The sequence below is a fragment of the Kosakonia sp. AG348 genome, from assembly GCF_003337365.1.
Lineage (GTDB): Bacteria > Pseudomonadota > Gammaproteobacteria > Enterobacterales > Enterobacteriaceae > Kosakonia.
This window is the reverse complement of record NZ_QPJR01000011.1, coordinates 59,554-74,031: the sequence shown is the minus strand read 5'-3', so window position 1 is coordinate 74,031 and position 14,478 is coordinate 59,554. Positions and strand designations below refer to the sequence as shown.

Sequence of the window (14,478 nt, the reverse complement as noted above, 5' to 3'; positions counted from 1 at the left end):
GAAGGGTGATGGAGAATAAACGTCTGGAACAGGCCGCGCTGGCGGCGGGGATCAGCCCGAACTACATCAATGCGCACGGTAAACCGCAATCCATTACCGTGAAAACCAAGCAGCGTTTGCTGGATGCGATGCATCCGGCGCCTGCGGTGGCGACCAGTGCGCCGCCAGTGCCCGTGGTACAGGTGTTTATCCATGGCAAGAAAAAGGTGCTGCCGGTTGTTGGTCAAGGTGATTTCCAGTGGCAACTCACCACGGAAACGGGCAAGCAGTACCAGGGCGAGGTGCGCGGTGGGGCGAATTTGCCGCTGCCAGCTGGCCTGGCGCTGGGTTATCACACGCTGAGCGTGACGCAGAAAAATCAACACTGGCAGTGCCGGGTGATCATCGCGCCGGCGCGGTGTTATGAACCTCAGGCGCTGCTCGACGGTAAGAAACTGTGGGGTGCCTGTGTGCAGCTTTACACCCTGCGTTCTGAGAGTAACTGGGGGATTGGCGATTTCGGCGATCTGAAAAAGATGCTCGGCGAGGTGGCCAGCCGTGGCGGTGCGTTTATCGGGCTTAACCCGATTCATGCGCTCTATCCGGCGAACCCGGAAAGCGCCAGCCCGTACAGCCCATCATCGCGCCGCTGGTTGAATGTTATCTATATCGATGTCAATGCGGTGGCGGATTTCCGCGACAGCGAAGAGGCGCAGGCGTGGTGGAATTTACCCACCACGCGCGAAACGCTACAGGCCGCCCGCGATGCACAATGGGTGGATTACGCCACCGTCACTGCGCTGAAACTGGAGGCATTGCGCATGGCGTGGCAGCGCTTTCGCCAGCGTGCGCAGAGCGATGAACAGGCTGTGGCGTTCCAGCGTTTTGTGCTGCAGGAAGGCGAGAGCCTTTACTGGCAGGCGGCGTTCGATGCGATTCATGCTAATCAGGTGAAAGAAGATGTGCTGCGCTGGGGCTGGCCGGTGTGGCCGGAAGGGTATCAGAATACGAACAGCCCGCAGGTGAAAGCGTTCTGCAAAGAGCATGAGGATGAGGTCAATTTCTACCTCTGGCTGCAATGGCTGGCTTACACCCAGTTCGCCGAATGCTGGCAAACCAGCCAGGGTTACGCGATGCCGATTGGTTTGTACCGCGACCTGGCCGTGGGTGTGGCGGAAGGTGGCGCAGAAACCTGGTGCGATCGCGAGTTGTATTGCCTGAAAGCATCCGTTGGCGCACCGCCGGATATTCTCGGCCCGTTGGGGCAAAACTGGGGCTTGCCGCCGATGGATCCGCATGTGATCCACGCCCGCGCTTATGCGCCATTTATCGATCTGCTGCGTGCCAATATGAAAAACTGCGGTGCGCTGCGGATTGATCATGTGATGTCGATGCTGCGTCTGTGGTGGATCCCGTATGGTGAAACGGCCGATCACGGCGCGTATGTGCAGTACCCGGTCGATGACCTGCTCGCCATTCTCGCGCTGGAAAGCCAGCGTCATCAGTGCATGGTGATTGGTGAAGATCTGGGAACCGTACCGGTGGAGATCGTCGGTAAACTGCGCAGCAGCGGTGTGTACTCTTACAAAGTGCTCTACTTCGAAAACGATCATGAAAAAACGTTCCGCGCGCCGCAGGCGTACCCGCAACAGTCAATGGCGGTGGCGACAACGCACGATCTTCCTACCCTGCGTGGCTACTGGGAAAGCGGCGATTTGACGCTCGGTAAAACGCTGGGGCTCTATCCGGATGAAGTGGTTTTGCGCGGGTTGTATCAGGATCGCGAACTGGCGAAACAGGGGCTGCTTGATGCGCTTCATCAGTACGGTTGTTTGCCGCAGCGGGCCGGACATAAAGCGTCGCGTATGCCAATGACGTCGGTACTTAACCGTGGGATGCAGCGTTATATCGCCGACAGCAACAGTGCGCTGTTGGGGCTGCAACCGGAAGACTGGCTGGATATGGCCGGGCCGGTGAATATTCCGGGCACCAGTTATCAGTATAAAAACTGGCGGCGGAAGCTGGCGGTGTCGCTGGAGGCGATGTTTGCCGATGAAAAGGTCAATAAGTTATTAAAAGACCTCGATCGACGCCGTAAAGCGGCGGCAAAGCGGAAATAAAAAAGGCCCGGTTATCCGGGCCTTTTTACGTGCAGCGACTGAATTAAACCACCATGCCCAGCAGCAGGCAGCCAACCAGACCGCACACGGAAATGATGGTTTCCAGCGCCGACCAGGAGCGCATGGTCTCGCCGATGGTCAGGTTAAAATACTCTTTGAACAGCCAGAAACCCGGATCGTTAACGTGAGAGAAAATCACGCTACCGGAACCGACTGCAATCACCATCAACTCCGGGCTTACGCCGGTGGTGGCAATCAACGGCGCCGCAATACCACCTGCGGTGATTGCCGCAACGGTGGCGGAACCCAGCGCGATACGCAGCACTGCGGCAATTGACCACGCCATAAACAGCGGGGAGAGATTGGTGGAATGCATCATTGAAGCGATGTATTTATCGACGCCGCTATCAACCAGAACCTGTTTGAACGCACCACCACCACCGATGATCAGCAGCATCATGGCAATGATTTTGATGGAGCTGGTCAGCGTTTCGTTGATGTCGTCCATCGAACGGCCACGGTTCAGGCCGAAGGTGAATACCGCAATCAGCACCGCAATCATGGTTGCCATGACCGGGTCGCCGAAGAATTCAGCGTAAGGCAGCAGCGCATGGCCTTTCGGCAGCAGCATTTCTGCTACCGCGCGCAGTGCCATCAGGATCACCGGTACCAGCGATGTCCAGACGCTGACGCCAAAGCCCGGCATCTCTTCTTCGGTGAAGGTTTTCGCGTTGTAGAGACCATCCGGGATCGGTTTATCAATGCTTTTCAGGAAACGGGCATAGACCGGGCCAGCAAGGATAACGGTTGGGATACCGAGCAGTGTTCCGTAGAGCAGCGTTTTGCCCATATCCGCATGGAAAATGGTCGCAATCGCTGTTGGGCCCGGGTGTGGAGGCAGAAAGCCGTGCGTCACTGACAGTGCTGCCGCCATCGGCACACCCACATACAGCAGCGGAATACGTGCGGATGCCGCAATGGTAAACACCAGCGGCAGCAGCAGTACGAAGCCGACTTCATAGAACAGCGCGAAACCGACGGTAAAACCGGTCAGCACCACTGCCCACTGAATGTACTGGCGACCAAATTTTTCGATAAGCGTGGTGGCAATGCGCTGTGCGCCGCCGCAGTCCGCCAGCAGTTTGCCGAGCATGGCACCAAAACCCATGATCAGCGCAAGGCTGCCGAGCGTACCGCCAACACCATTTTTAATGGATTTAATAACGGCATCAAGCGGCATGCCCTGCATCATCCCCACGGCGAGCGCCACAAGGATCAGGGCGATAAATCCGTTCAGTTTGAAGCGGATCATTAACAGGAGTAAGAGAGCAACACCGATAGCGACTATGACTAATGGCATGATTTACCTGGCCTTTAATTTGTTATGGGTAACGTCAGTATTTCTGGCAGCCGCTGAAAATTCCCGAAAAAGGAAGGAGCGAGCTGCGGCACCGTTGCGGCTGACATCCATTGCTAAAAATTGTAGTCGGATGTTTTTTAAGTTGTCAGTGCTGGCAGGAATGATACGGGTAACATCCACGAAAAGAGAATCACTCTGGCGATCTAAATGTAAGATCTGAGACATGCGTCATATTAACGCCAGGAAACTAAACAGGTATGAAAAGAGAAATGTGGGCGGGGAGATACGGGTAACACACGGGTTAACGTTGTAGACCCGGCAGGCAGAACGCCGCCGGGCAATCTACAGCAGAAAGCAGACTTAGTAGTAAGAGTGCTCGCCGCGCTGATGTTCGGTCAGATCGCGCACACCTTTCAGCTCCGGGAACTCGGTCAGCAACTGCTTTTCGATACCCTCTTTCAGCGTCACGTCGACCATGGAGCAACCGTTACAGCCACCGCCAAACTGCAGAATGGCGTAGCCTTCATCGGTGATCTCCATCAGCGAAACACGGCCGCCGTGGCCGGCTAACTGCGGGTTTATTTGCGACTGCAGCAAATACTCAACGCGCTCCATCAGCGGCGCGTCGTCGGACACTTTACGCATTTTGGCGTTCGGCGCTTTCAGCGTCAGCTGGGAACCCAACTGGTCGGTGACAAAATCGATTTCCGCATCTTCCAGATACGGCGCGCTCAGCTCATCGACATAGGCAATCAGTTGTTCAAATTTCAGCGCGGTGTCGGTGGCTTCAACCGCGTCCGGCGGGCAATAAGAGACGCCACACTCAGCGTTGGGTGTGCCTGGGTTAATCACAAATACGCGGATTTGTGTCCCTTCTTCCTGATTTGCCAGCAGTTTGACAAAGTGCGCTTGGGCAGCGTCGGAAATACGGATCATAGCAATGGCCTAATAGTTGACTATTTTACTTGGTTATAATACGCCCATCATCGAGGGTCTACAAGGTTCGACACAGGCACCAGACCTGAACAGTTGCTGCGCCGCTGCGTAATAGCAGCCGGGTGATTTCCGCAACGGTGCTGCCGGTCGTGACGACATCATCCACCACGACGATATGGAGACCGGCAACGGGCAATTCAAGACGAAAGGCATTTTTCAGGTTCTGCTTGCGCAAACGGGCATTGAGTTGATGCTGCACAGGCGTTGCCCGCACCCGGCGTAGAGCGCCGGAAGAGTATGGGCATTGCAACCAATGCGCCAGCGCCCGGCACAGGAGATCGCTTTGATTAAAGCCTCTGCGCCACTGGCGACGCGCATGTAGCGGTACGCTGAGGATAATATCCGGCGTCTGCCAGTTTCCGCTGCGGCGTGCGTTTAATACGGCTAACAGCAGCAGACGGGCCAGCGCGCGGGCGATTTCCGGGCGAGGCATAAATTTAAACTGCTGCACCAGCGGACTAAGCGGTGGTGCATAACGGCTGACGGCAATCAGCCGCTGCCAGGGCGGCGGTTTTTGCAGACAGCGCCCGCAGGCAATGTCGTCGCGAGCGGCGGGTAAACCGCACAAAGGGCAAACTTTTTCGCGCACTTCCATGGCGCGCGTGCAGCCGGAACAGACTCCCCACTGGCTCAGCATCAATGGCATTCGACATAGCCAGCATAAGCCTGGCACTGTTAGCATGTGCCACCTCCTTGTGTGAAAGAAGAGAACGATAGCTGATGAAGAACATCTGGTGGCAAACCAAAGGCGAAGGAAATTGTCATCTTGTGCTGCTGCACGGATGGGGGCTGAATGCGCAGGTCTGGGATTGCATTACACCGGAACTGTGTTCGCAATTTACGCTGCATTTAGTGGATCTGCCGGGCTATGGCCGAAGTGAAGGGTTTGGCGCACTGGCGCTGCAACAGATAGCGGATATCGTGTTATCTCACGCGCCAAAAAAGGCGATATGGCTGGGCTGGAGCCTGGGCGGGCTGGTGGCGAGCCAGATTGCGTTGCAATCACCTGAACGCGTCAGTGCGTTGGTTACGGTTGCTTCATCGCCCTGTTTTAGCGCGCAGGGCGATTGGGCGGGTATCAAACCTGAGGTGCTGGCCGGTTTTCAACACCAATTGAGTGAGGATTTTCAGCGTACCGTTGAGCGTTTCCTGGCATTGCAGACGCTCGGCACCGAAACCGCAAGGCAGGATGCGCGCGAGCTGAAAAACGCGGTGTTGTCGCTTCCGATGCCGCCAACGGAAGTGCTGAACGGCGGGCTGGAGATTTTAAAAACGGTAGATTTACGCGAAGCACTGAGTGGACTGACGCTGCCGTTTTTACGTATGTATGGCCATCTTGACGGACTGGTGCCGCGTAAAATCGTTCCGTTACTGGATGATATGTGGCCGCAGAGCGAGTCGTTGATTTTCCCGAAAGCGGCACATGCGCCGTTTGTTTCCCATCCTGCCGCGTTCTGCGAGGCGTTGCTGGCGCTGAAAGCCAGGCTTGTTTAACGCAGCGCCCACCACTCGCGAGAGCAGGCGCTTTTCCCTTCCGGGCACTGCTTGCAGCTACCGGTTAAACAACCGGTAGTCTCTTCCTGAATACGCACGGCTTTACCCATGGCTTCCATGCGAGCGAGCATGGCGTCGATCATCGCGCGTGGCGTATGCAGCGCGGCGCTCAGTTGCTGAGCCTCCATCCGGCCTTGCAATGCCAACAAATCACGCACTTCAATTAACGACGCCATCGTTGTTGCTCCTTAGTGACAATCGCCCGCCGGGCTGTCGCAGCAGCTGGCGACGGTTTTACGCGTAGCCAGCAGGCTGACGTCCACCCGGCTTCTGGCGCGGCGAAGGGCGCTAATTACCACCACGTTAAACAGCAGAACCGCCAGAATACAGATCAGGCTGTAGACCGGGTGCTCGCTGAAGGTCGCCGTCTGGTAAAAGAGCGTGGCGAGCGAGTAGGCGATATTCAGCCCCCACAGCACCGAGAAGCCCATCCAGCCACGGCTGGATTCGCGGGCGATAGCGCCCATCGCGGTGATACACGGTACGTAAAGCAGCACAAAAATCAGGTAGCTGTAAGCGGCTGCCGCACTGCCGAATTTTTCGCTCATTACGCCCATGGTACCGGTCGCCATTTCGCCATCGCCTTTGCTGGCTTCGATTGGGTTAGCCAGTACGCTCAGGCTGAACGTCTCTTTCACGCTTTTCGCCGTATCTTCCAGAGCGGCAATCAGCTCCCCCGTCAGGCTGAATTCCGCCGGGTTAAAGGCTTCCTGCTCAATATTTTCCGCGGTGTAAAGTGAGTTCAGCGTACCGACGACCACCTCTTTCGCCATTGCGCCCGTAACAAGACCCACGGTGGCTTGCCAGTGGTCGCCATGCACGCCAATCGGCTCCAGCAGCGGGGTAAAGACGCGGCTGACTGAGGCCAATGCAGATTCATCAATTTTGTGTACGGTACGACCATCCAGCGAGAAGCTGTTCATCGCGCTGAGGAAAATGCTGACGATGATAATCACTTTACCCGCGCGGATGACAAAGCCTTTTAGACGCTGCCAGGTTTGCAGCAACAGGCTTTTCAGATGCGGCACGTGATACACCGGCAGTTCCATCACAAACGGCGATGCTTCGCCGCGCAGCAGCGTATGTTTCAGCACCAGACCGGTAAGGATCGCCATCACGATACCAATCACATACAGCGAGAAGACGGTGAGCGCTCCTTGCTGGCCGAAAAAGGCGGCAGCGAAAACTGCGAAAATGGCCAGACGCGCACCACATGACATAAACGGCGCCATCATGATGGTGATCAGACGTTCACGCGGCGCGTCTAATGTGCGTGCGCCCATCACTGACGGTACGTTACAGCCGAAACCGACAATCAGCGGTACGAAAGATTTGCCCGGCAGCCCCAGCGACTGCATCAGGCGATCCATCACAAACGCGGCGCGCGCCATATAACCGGAGTCCTCAAGAAAGGACATAAACAGGTACATCATGCCGAGCTGCGGCACCAGCGGCAGCACGGTATTCACGCCGCCACCAAGCCCTTGTGCGAGGAATACGGTCAGCCATTCCGGGAAGTGCAGCGTATAACCCAGCCACTGAATACCGTGAATGAAGATCGCGACTGAACCTGCGTCGAAAATCGGCTGGAACGCGCCGCCGATGTTAATCGCGAACAGGAACATCAGATACATGACGAACAAAAAGATCGGCAACCCTAAAAAGCGGTTAATGATGATGCGATCAACTGCGGCGGTGAACTGGCTTGGCTCGGCGGTGAGCGTGTTGCTGACGGTATCGCAAATCGCCGCAATCGACTGATAACGCGCATCAGCAATATGCAACGCAGGATCGTCCATTTCCGCTCCCAGGCGAGCGAGCGAGGCAGCCAGTTGCTGTTCGTTTACGCCAGAATTTGCGCGGCTGTAGATATCACCTTCCAGCATTTGCAGGCCCATCCAGCGGCGTTGCTGTAATGGCACATCATCGGCCATTTGCTGCGCCAGCGCGTCTGCTTCGCGGGAAAGGGGTTGGGCGTAATGCACCAGTTCTATGTTGTCGTTGTGTTGGTGACGGTCGACAGCCATTTTAAGCGCTTCAATCCCGCGACCACGCGTGGAAACCAGCGGTATCACCGGACAGCCCAGGCGTGCGGCAAGACCATCGATATCAATACGGATTTTCTGTTTTTCCGCGATATCCAGCATGTTGAGGGCGATAATGCACGGCACGCCCAGCTCCAGTAATTGCAGCGTCAGGTAAAGGTTGCGCTCAAGATTGGAGGCATCGACCACGTTGATCACCAGATCGGCGTCACCGCTTAAAATGTAGTGGCAGGCGATCTGCTCATCGAGCGACGTTTGCGCGGAAATGGTAGTGAGCGAATAGGTGCCGGGAAGATCGACCAGCGTCACCTGGTGGTCGGTCGTGTTGAACTGTCCCTCTTTGCGCTCAACGGTTACGCCGGACCAGTTTCCCACCCGCTGACGCGCGCCGGTGAGCTGATTAAATAACGTTGTCTTGCCAGAATTAGGGTTACCAATTAAGCCAATGGTCAATTTTTTCATTTTTACTTAGCACTCTTTGTAACAACTGGCTGATTAACGAGATACCGCTTCCAGTTCAAGGAACGCGAGATCTTTTTTCCGTAACACTAAATTAACGCGGCGGGTTTCAATATGAATAGGGTCACCCAAAGGGGCGACGCGCACCACATTAAAAGAGGAGCCGGGCAACATCCCTAATGACAGAAGTTTCTGTCGCCAGGCCGGACTTATTTCTTGGGAGAAACCGGTAATTTTCCACGCACTGTCTGGAGAGAATTGCATAGAGCCTACTTATTTACGCTGCGAGCCAAGAGTTTCCACGCGCCGTCTGGCGCACTGTTCATCATCGAAGGAGTGGAGAAATAATCTACTGATCCAATGATAATGAGAATAGTTTTTATCATCAATCATAAAAATGCGTTTGCCGGGGGCAGAAATGAGAATTTGATTCTCTTTTGACGTAGCTCAAAAATTTGTTGGGTTGTGTATTACCAGCGCAAAACGAGAAAATATTACCGCCAGGTTAAAAAGGTAATTTTTATTTTACAAAGTTAATTCGCGTTTAATGTTTGTAATATGCGCCGCGCAAGGAAAATAACGCCGATGCCGATTGCATAATTAAATACAGGTAGTGATTAGTTAATAATTTTGAATAGTAAATAACATCTGAAATAACGAGTTAATTGCTTTTCGTTCATCATTGGACAGATTTAATCTGGACTTTTTCGAACGTGTTTGCAAAAAATACCCCTCCCGGTGAAGGGAGGGGTAAAGATTAACGTTTTTTACCCATTGCCGCAGCGAGTGCATCCATCATTGCACTGTTGCCGCCTGGCTGGCTGTCGCGACCGCGTGGCGCTTTCGCCGGACGAGCCGCGTTGCGGTTCGCGTTATCGCGATTGCCCGAGTTACCACTCCCTCGACGGGAATTGGTCTCGCCTGGCTGCTCGTCCAGACGCATGGTCAACGCGATTCGTTTGCGCTGTAAATCCACTTCCAGCACTTTGACCTTCACGATATCGCCCGCTTTCACCACGGTATGCGGATCTTCGACGAACTTATCCGCCAGCGATGAAATATGCACCAGACCATCCTGATGCACGCCGATATCAACGAAGGCGCCAAAGTTCGTCACATTGGTGACTGCGCCTTCAAGCACCATGCCCGGTAGCAGGTCATTCATCGTTTCCACGCCTTCGGCAAAGGTCGCGGTTTTAAACTCCGGACGCGGATCGCGGCCTGGTTTTTCCAGCTCTTTGATAATGTCGGTGACCGTCGGTACACCAAACTGCTCATCGGTAAAATCGCTGGCTTTCAGCTTGCGCAACTCCGCGCTATTGCCCATCAGATCGCGCAGTGACTGCTCGGTTGCCGCCAGAATACGTTCAACCACCGGGTAGGTTTCCGGGTGAACGGTGGAGGCGTCCAGCGGGTTGTCGCCGTGGTTAATACGCAGGAAGCCCGCGCACTGCTCAAAGGCTTTCGGCCCCAGACGGCTCACTTTCAGCAACTGCTGGCGGTTCTGGAACTGACCATTTTCATCGCGCCAGGCGACAATATTCTGCGCCATCATGCGGGTTAAACCGGCGACGCGCGTCAGCAGCGGCACAGAGGCGGTATTCAGGTCGACGCCAACAGCGTTCACGCAATCCTCCACAACTGCATCCAGTTTGCGCGCCAGTTGCGTCTGGCTGACATCGTGCTGGTACTGGCCGACACCGATAGATTTCGGATCGATTTTCACCAGCTCCGCCAGCGGGTCTTGTAAGCGGCGGGCAATAGAGACCGCACCGCGCAGTGAAACATCCAGATCCGGGAATTCGAGCGCCGCCAGTTCGGAAGCGGAATAAACCGATGCGCCCGCTTCGCTGACAATCACTTTCTGCGCGGTCACGTTCGGGAACTGTTTCTGCACATCGAGGTAGAAGCGTTCTGTTTCGCGCGAGGCGGTGCCGTTACCAATCGCCACCAGTTCAACATTGTGTTTTTCACACAGCGCTGCGACGGCTACAGCCGCTTTTGCCGCTTGCCCGGTATGCGGATAGATCGTGTCGGTGGCGACCAGTTTGCCGGTGGCATCCACCACTGCGACTTTCACACCGGTACGCAAGCCCGGATCAAGACCCATCGTGGCGCGCAGCCCGGCAGGGGCGGCCATCAGCAGATCGTGCAGGTTACGGGCGAAAACATTGATGGCTTCGTCTTCCGCGCGTTCGCGCACGGTGCCCATCAGCTCCGTTTCCAGATGCATCAACACTTTGATACGCCACGTCCAGCTCACCACGCCTTTACGCCAGCTGTCCGCTGGCGCGTTGTTCAGGCGCAGGCCGAGGTGGTCGATAATAATTTGCTCGCAGTGGCTCTCTTTTGGCGGCTCATCAAACTGCGGATCGGCGTTCAGCGCCAGTTGCAGCACACCTTCGTTACGCCCGCGAAACATCGCCAGCGCGCGGTGCGAAGGGACAGTCGAAATCGGTTCGTGATGATCGAAATAGTCGCGGAATTTAGCGCCTTCATCCTCTTTGCCGCTAACCACGGTGGAGACGAGATGGGCGTTTTTCCACAAATAGTCACGCACTTTTGCCAGCAACGCGGCATCTTCCGCGAAGCGTTCCATCAGGATATAGCGCGCGCCATCCAGTGCCGCTTTGCTGTCGGCGACGCCTTTGTCGGTATCGACAAACGTTGCGGCCAGCGTTTCCGGGTCTTGCGAGGGGTCATTCCAGAGGGAATCTGCCAGCGGCTCCAGCCCGGCTTCAATGGCGATTTGCCCGCGCGTGCGGCGTTTTGGTTTGTACGGCAGGTAGAGATCTTCAAGCTCGGTTTTGCTCAGCGTACCGTTAATGGCTTTTGCCAGCTCATCGCTGAGTTTGCCCTGTTCGCCAATCGATTTCAGAATCGCCTGGCGGCGCTCTTCCAGCTCGCGCAGATAACCAAGGCGGGTTTCGAGCTGACGCAATTGCGTGTCGTCCAGACCGCCGGTGACCTCTTTACGATAGCGCGCGATAAACGGCACTGTGTTCCCTTCATCAAGCAGGCGAACGGCGGATTCCACCTGTTCGGTTCGTGCCTGAAGTTCACCCGCAATAATGCGGCAGAGCGAATCATTCATCATGTCATTTCATCTTCTGAACAAAAATCAGGGGATAGTTATACGGACTGGCATCGCAAAATGCCAGCCGCACAGGGCTTCTCGGACGGTTCTGGGGGCTATTTCACGTATTCAATTTGATTGACGTACCAGGTTGCTTCACCGCCGGGCGTTTGCACTACCGCCACGTCGCCTTCCTCTTTCTTGAGCAGGGCGCGCGCCATCGGCGAATCGATAGAAATGTAATCTTTGCGGCCGAAAATTTCGTCATAACCCACAATGCGAAAACGCAGTGTATCGCCGTCGTCGTTTTCGATTTCCACCCAGGCGCCAAAAAAGACTTTGCCTTCCTGCTGAGGGGAGTAATCAACGATTTTGAGATTTTCCAGGCATTTGGTGAGATAGCGTACGCGGCGGTCTATCTCGCGCAGGCGCTTTTTGTTGTACTGATAATCGGCGTTTTCGCTGCGGTCGCCGAGGCTGGCCGCCCAGGTGACTTTTTTGGTGACTTCCGGGCGCTCCTGACGCCAGAGAAAATCGAGTTCCTGCTTCAGTTTTTCATAACCTTCGCGGGTAATCAGGGGCGTTTTCATTCTTGGGCCTTATTTCCGTGACGTTCTTGCCTGCACACACGTTACAAACGCGATAGTGTAAGGTGCAGATTAATCATGCTTTCTGTGATGACATATGCATATAAGCTGCTGTTAAATATGCTTTGTAACAATTTCGACTAGAATGTATACCAGATTTCGCTGGTCGTGAACGCGCACTTTTCTAGAATACGGAAACATTATTGTCGGAACCTTTGGGAGTATAAACAATGCAAGAGAATTATAAGATTCTGGTCGTGGATGACGACATGCGCCTGCGCGCATTGCTTGAGCGTTACCTTACCGAGCAGGGCTTCCAGGTTCGCAGCGTGGCTAACGCTGAGCAGATGGATCGTCTGTTAACCCGTGAATCTTTCCATTTGATGGTGCTGGATCTGATGCTGCCAGGAGAAGATGGCCTCTCTATCTGCCGCCGTTTGCGCAGCCAGAGCAACCCGATGCCGATTATTATGGTGACGGCGAAAGGCGAAGAAGTGGACCGCATTGTGGGTCTGGAAATTGGTGCCGATGATTATATTCCCAAACCGTTTAACCCGCGTGAACTGCTGGCGCGTATTCGTGCTGTGTTGCGCCGTCAGGCGAATGAATTGCCGGGCGCGCCGTCTCAGGAAGAAGCGGTAATTGCGTTTGGTAAGTTCAAGCTGAATCTTGGTACGCGCGAAATGTTCCGTGAAGATGAACCGATGCCGCTGACCAGCGGTGAATTCGCGGTGCTGAAAGCACTGGTGAGCCATCCGCGTGAGCCGTTATCGCGCGATAAGCTGATGAACCTGGCGCGCGGGCGTGAATACTCGGCGATGGAGCGTTCTATTGACGTGCAGATCTCGCGCTTGCGTCGCATGGTGGAAGAAGATCCGGCGCACCCGCGCTATATCCAGACCGTTTGGGGCCTTGGCTACGTTTTTGTACCGGACGGCTCTAAAGCATGATGCGAGTGCGTTTCTCGCCGCGCAGTTCTTTTGCCCGCACCCTGTTACTTATCGTCACCTTGCTGTTCGCCAGCCTGGTGACGACCTACCTGGTGGTGCTGAACTTCGCCATTCTGCCCAGCCTCCAGCAGTTTAATAAGGTTCTCGCCTACGAAGTGCGTATGTTGATGACCGATAAACTGCAACTGGAGGACGGCACGCAGCTGGTGGTGCCTCCGGCGTTTCGCCGTGAGATTTACCGCGAGCTGGGCATTTCGCTTTACTCCAACGAGGCCGCAGAAGACGCCGGTCTGCGTTGGGCGCAGCATTACGAATTCTTAAGTCAGCAAATGGCGCAGCAGCTTGGCGGCCCGACCGAAGTGCGCGTTGAGGTGAATAAAAGCTCACCGGTGGTGTGGCTGAAAACCTGGCTGTCGCCCAATATCTGGGTGCGCGTACCGCTGACCGAAATTCATCAAGGGGATTTCTCCCCGCTGTTCCGCTACACGCTGGCGATTATGCTGCTGGCGATAGGCGGTGCCTGGTTGTTTATCCGCATTCAGAACCGACCACTTGTTGACCTGGAACACGCCGCGCTGAAGGTGGGGAAAGGGCATATTCCGCCGCCGCTGCGTGAATATGGCGCGTCGGAAGTGCGCTCGGTTACCCGCGCCTTTAACCAGATGGCCGCCGGGGTGAAGCAGCTTGCCGACGATCGCACGTTATTGATGGCGGGCGTCAGCCACGATCTGCGTACGCCGCTCACGCGTATTCGCTTAGCGACGGAGATGATGGCGGAAGAAGATGGCTATCTCGCTGAATCCATTAATAAAGATATTGAAGAGTGCAACGCGATTATCGAGCAGTTTATCGATTATCTGCGTACCGGGCAGGAAATGCCGATGGAAGTGGCCGAACTGAACGCGGTGCTTGGGGAAGTCATCGCGGCAGAAAGTGGCTACGAGCGTGAAATCGATACCGGGTTGAAAGAGAGCGAGATTTTCGTGCGTATGCACCCGCTTTCCATTAAACGCGCGGTTGCCAATATGGTGGTTAACGCGGCGCGCTACGGCAATGGCTGGATCAAAGTCAGCAGCGGTACCGAGCACAATCGCGCCTGGTTCCAGGTTGAAGATGACGGCCCGGGCATCAAACCGGAGCAGCGCGAACATCTGTTCCAGCCGTTTGTCCGCGGTGACAGCGCGCGCAGCACCAGCGGTACGGGCCTGGGGCTGGCAATCGTGCAGCGTATTGTGGATAACCATAACGGCATTCTTGAATTGGGTACCAGCGAGCGGGGCGGGCTCTGTATTCGCGCCTGGCTGCCGATTCCGATTGCCCGGCTGAGCGGGCAGAATAAAGAAGTGTAAAAA

13 protein-coding genes are annotated in these 14,478 nt (G+C 55.4%); 4 read left to right on the top strand and 9 right to left on the bottom strand.

Annotated features, from left to right (window positions below):
* The first annotated feature begins 8 nt into the window (after positions 1–8).
* Complete coding sequence (gene malQ, locus DFO56_RS21525) at positions 9–2,099, top strand: 4-alpha-glucanotransferase (RefSeq protein WP_045507815.1); 2,091 nt, start codon at positions 9–11, stop codon at positions 2,097–2,099.
* 43 nt (positions 2,100–2,142) lie between these two features.
* Here the strand turns inward: malQ and gntT are convergent, their stop codons facing one another.
* The 4 genes from gntT to gntX all read right to left on the bottom strand — a co-directional run bounded on the left by gntT (position 2,143) and on the right by gntX (position 5,137).
* The gene (gntT, locus tag DFO56_RS21520) at positions 2,143–3,459 is read right to left on the bottom strand and encodes a gluconate transporter (protein ID WP_020455560.1); all 1,317 of its coding nucleotides are present in this window, start codon (positions 3,457–3,459) and stop codon (positions 2,143–2,145) included.
* A gap of 3 nt (positions 3,460–3,462) precedes the next feature.
* Positions 3,463–3,684, bottom strand: coding sequence for a hypothetical protein (locus DFO56_RS24665; RefSeq protein WP_147271695.1), 222 nt, complete (start codon positions 3,682–3,684; stop codon positions 3,463–3,465).
* Positions 3,685–3,819: 135 nt separating this feature from the next.
* Complete coding sequence (gene nfuA / locus DFO56_RS21515; protein ID WP_017459535.1) at positions 3,820–4,395, bottom strand: Fe-S biogenesis protein NfuA; 576 nt, start codon at positions 4,393–4,395, stop codon at positions 3,820–3,822.
* A 58-nt stretch (positions 4,396–4,453) separates the two neighbouring features.
* The gene (gene gntX / locus DFO56_RS21510) at positions 4,454–5,137 is read right to left on the bottom strand and encodes a DNA utilization protein GntX (RefSeq protein ID WP_045507819.1); all 684 of its coding nucleotides are present in this window, start codon (positions 5,135–5,137) and stop codon (positions 4,454–4,456) included.
* Positions 5,138–5,175: 38 nt separating this feature from the next.
* Here gntX and bioH point away from each other — a divergent pair, with 38 nt between their 5' ends.
* On the top strand, positions 5,176–5,949 hold the full coding sequence (bioH, locus tag DFO56_RS21505; protein WP_045507822.1) for a pimeloyl-ACP methyl ester esterase BioH: 774 nt from the start codon (positions 5,176–5,178) through the stop codon (positions 5,947–5,949).
* Here the strand turns inward: bioH and feoC are convergent.
* From feoC to greB, 5 genes are all read right to left on the bottom strand, one after another.
* Positions 5,946–6,185 carry a [Fe-S]-dependent transcriptional repressor FeoC gene (gene feoC / locus DFO56_RS21500; protein WP_045507825.1) on the bottom strand — a complete coding sequence of 80 codons (240 nt, stop codon included), beginning with the start codon at positions 6,183–6,185 and terminating at the stop codon, positions 5,946–5,948. The genes bioH and feoC overlap by 4 nt on opposite strands.
* 12 nt (positions 6,186–6,197) lie before the next feature.
* Positions 6,198–8,516, bottom strand: a complete 2,319-nt coding sequence (gene feoB / locus DFO56_RS21495; protein ID WP_045507829.1) for a Fe(2+) transporter permease subunit FeoB — start codon at positions 8,514–8,516, stop codon at positions 6,198–6,200.
* A 33-nt stretch (positions 8,517–8,549) separates the two neighbouring features.
* Positions 8,550–8,777, bottom strand: a complete 228-nt coding sequence (feoA, locus tag DFO56_RS21490) for a ferrous iron transporter A (protein WP_017459530.1) — start codon at positions 8,775–8,777, stop codon at positions 8,550–8,552.
* A gap of 493 nt (positions 8,778–9,270) precedes the next feature.
* The gene (locus DFO56_RS21485; protein WP_045507832.1) at positions 9,271–11,610 is read right to left on the bottom strand and encodes a Tex family protein; all 2,340 of its coding nucleotides are present in this window, start codon (positions 11,608–11,610) and stop codon (positions 9,271–9,273) included.
* Positions 11,611–11,705: 95 nt separating this feature from the next.
* On the bottom strand, positions 11,706–12,179 hold the full coding sequence (gene greB / locus DFO56_RS21480; RefSeq protein ID WP_017459528.1) for a transcription elongation factor GreB: 474 nt from the start codon (positions 12,177–12,179) through the stop codon (positions 11,706–11,708).
* 227 nt (positions 12,180–12,406) lie between these two features.
* Between greB and ompR the strand changes: the two genes are divergently transcribed.
* Both ompR and envZ read left to right on the top strand, forming a co-directional pair.
* Positions 12,407–13,126, top strand: a complete 720-nt coding sequence (gene ompR / locus DFO56_RS21475) for a two-component system response regulator OmpR (protein WP_001157751.1) — start codon at positions 12,407–12,409, stop codon at positions 13,124–13,126.
* A complete protein-coding gene (envZ, locus tag DFO56_RS21470; RefSeq protein WP_020455552.1) occupies positions 13,123–14,475 on the top strand; it encodes a two-component system sensor histidine kinase EnvZ in 1,353 nt (450 codons plus the stop codon). Before ompR ends, envZ begins: the two co-directional genes overlap by 4 nt.
* Positions 14,476–14,478: the final 3 nt, after the last annotated feature.

Coding starts and splice junctions, on each gene's coding strand:
- malQ (WP_045507815.1), top strand. CDS start 9: ATGGAGAATAAACGTCTGGAACAGGCCGCGCTGGCGGCGGGGATCAGC.
- gntT (WP_020455560.1), bottom strand. CDS start 3,459: ATGCCATTAGTCATAGTCGCTATCGGTGTTGCTCTCTTACTCCTGTTA.
- DFO56_RS24665 (WP_147271695.1), bottom strand. CDS start 3,684: ATGTCTCAGATCTTACATTTAGATCGCCAGAGTGATTCTCTTTTCGTG.
- nfuA (WP_017459535.1), bottom strand. CDS start 4,395: ATGATCCGTATTTCCGACGCTGCCCAAGCGCACTTTGTCAAACTGCTG.
- gntX (WP_045507819.1), bottom strand. CDS start 5,137: ATGCTAACAGTGCCAGGCTTATGCTGGCTATGTCGAATGCCATTGATG.
- bioH (WP_045507822.1), top strand. CDS start 5,176: ATGAAGAACATCTGGTGGCAAACCAAAGGCGAAGGAAATTGTCATCTT.
- feoC (WP_045507825.1), bottom strand. CDS start 6,185: ATGGCGTCGTTAATTGAAGTGCGTGATTTGTTGGCATTGCAAGGCCGG.
- feoB (WP_045507829.1), bottom strand. CDS start 8,516: ATGAAAAAATTGACCATTGGCTTAATTGGTAACCCTAATTCTGGCAAG.
- feoA (WP_017459530.1), bottom strand. CDS start 8,777: ATGCAATTCTCTCCAGACAGTGCGTGGAAAATTACCGGTTTCTCCCAA.
- DFO56_RS21485 (WP_045507832.1), bottom strand. CDS start 11,610: ATGATGAATGATTCGCTCTGCCGCATTATTGCGGGTGAACTTCAGGCA.
- greB (WP_017459528.1), bottom strand. CDS start 12,179: ATGAAAACGCCCCTGATTACCCGCGAAGGTTATGAAAAACTGAAGCAG.
- ompR (WP_001157751.1), top strand. CDS start 12,407: ATGCAAGAGAATTATAAGATTCTGGTCGTGGATGACGACATGCGCCTG.
- envZ (WP_020455552.1), top strand. CDS start 13,123: ATGATGCGAGTGCGTTTCTCGCCGCGCAGTTCTTTTGCCCGCACCCTG.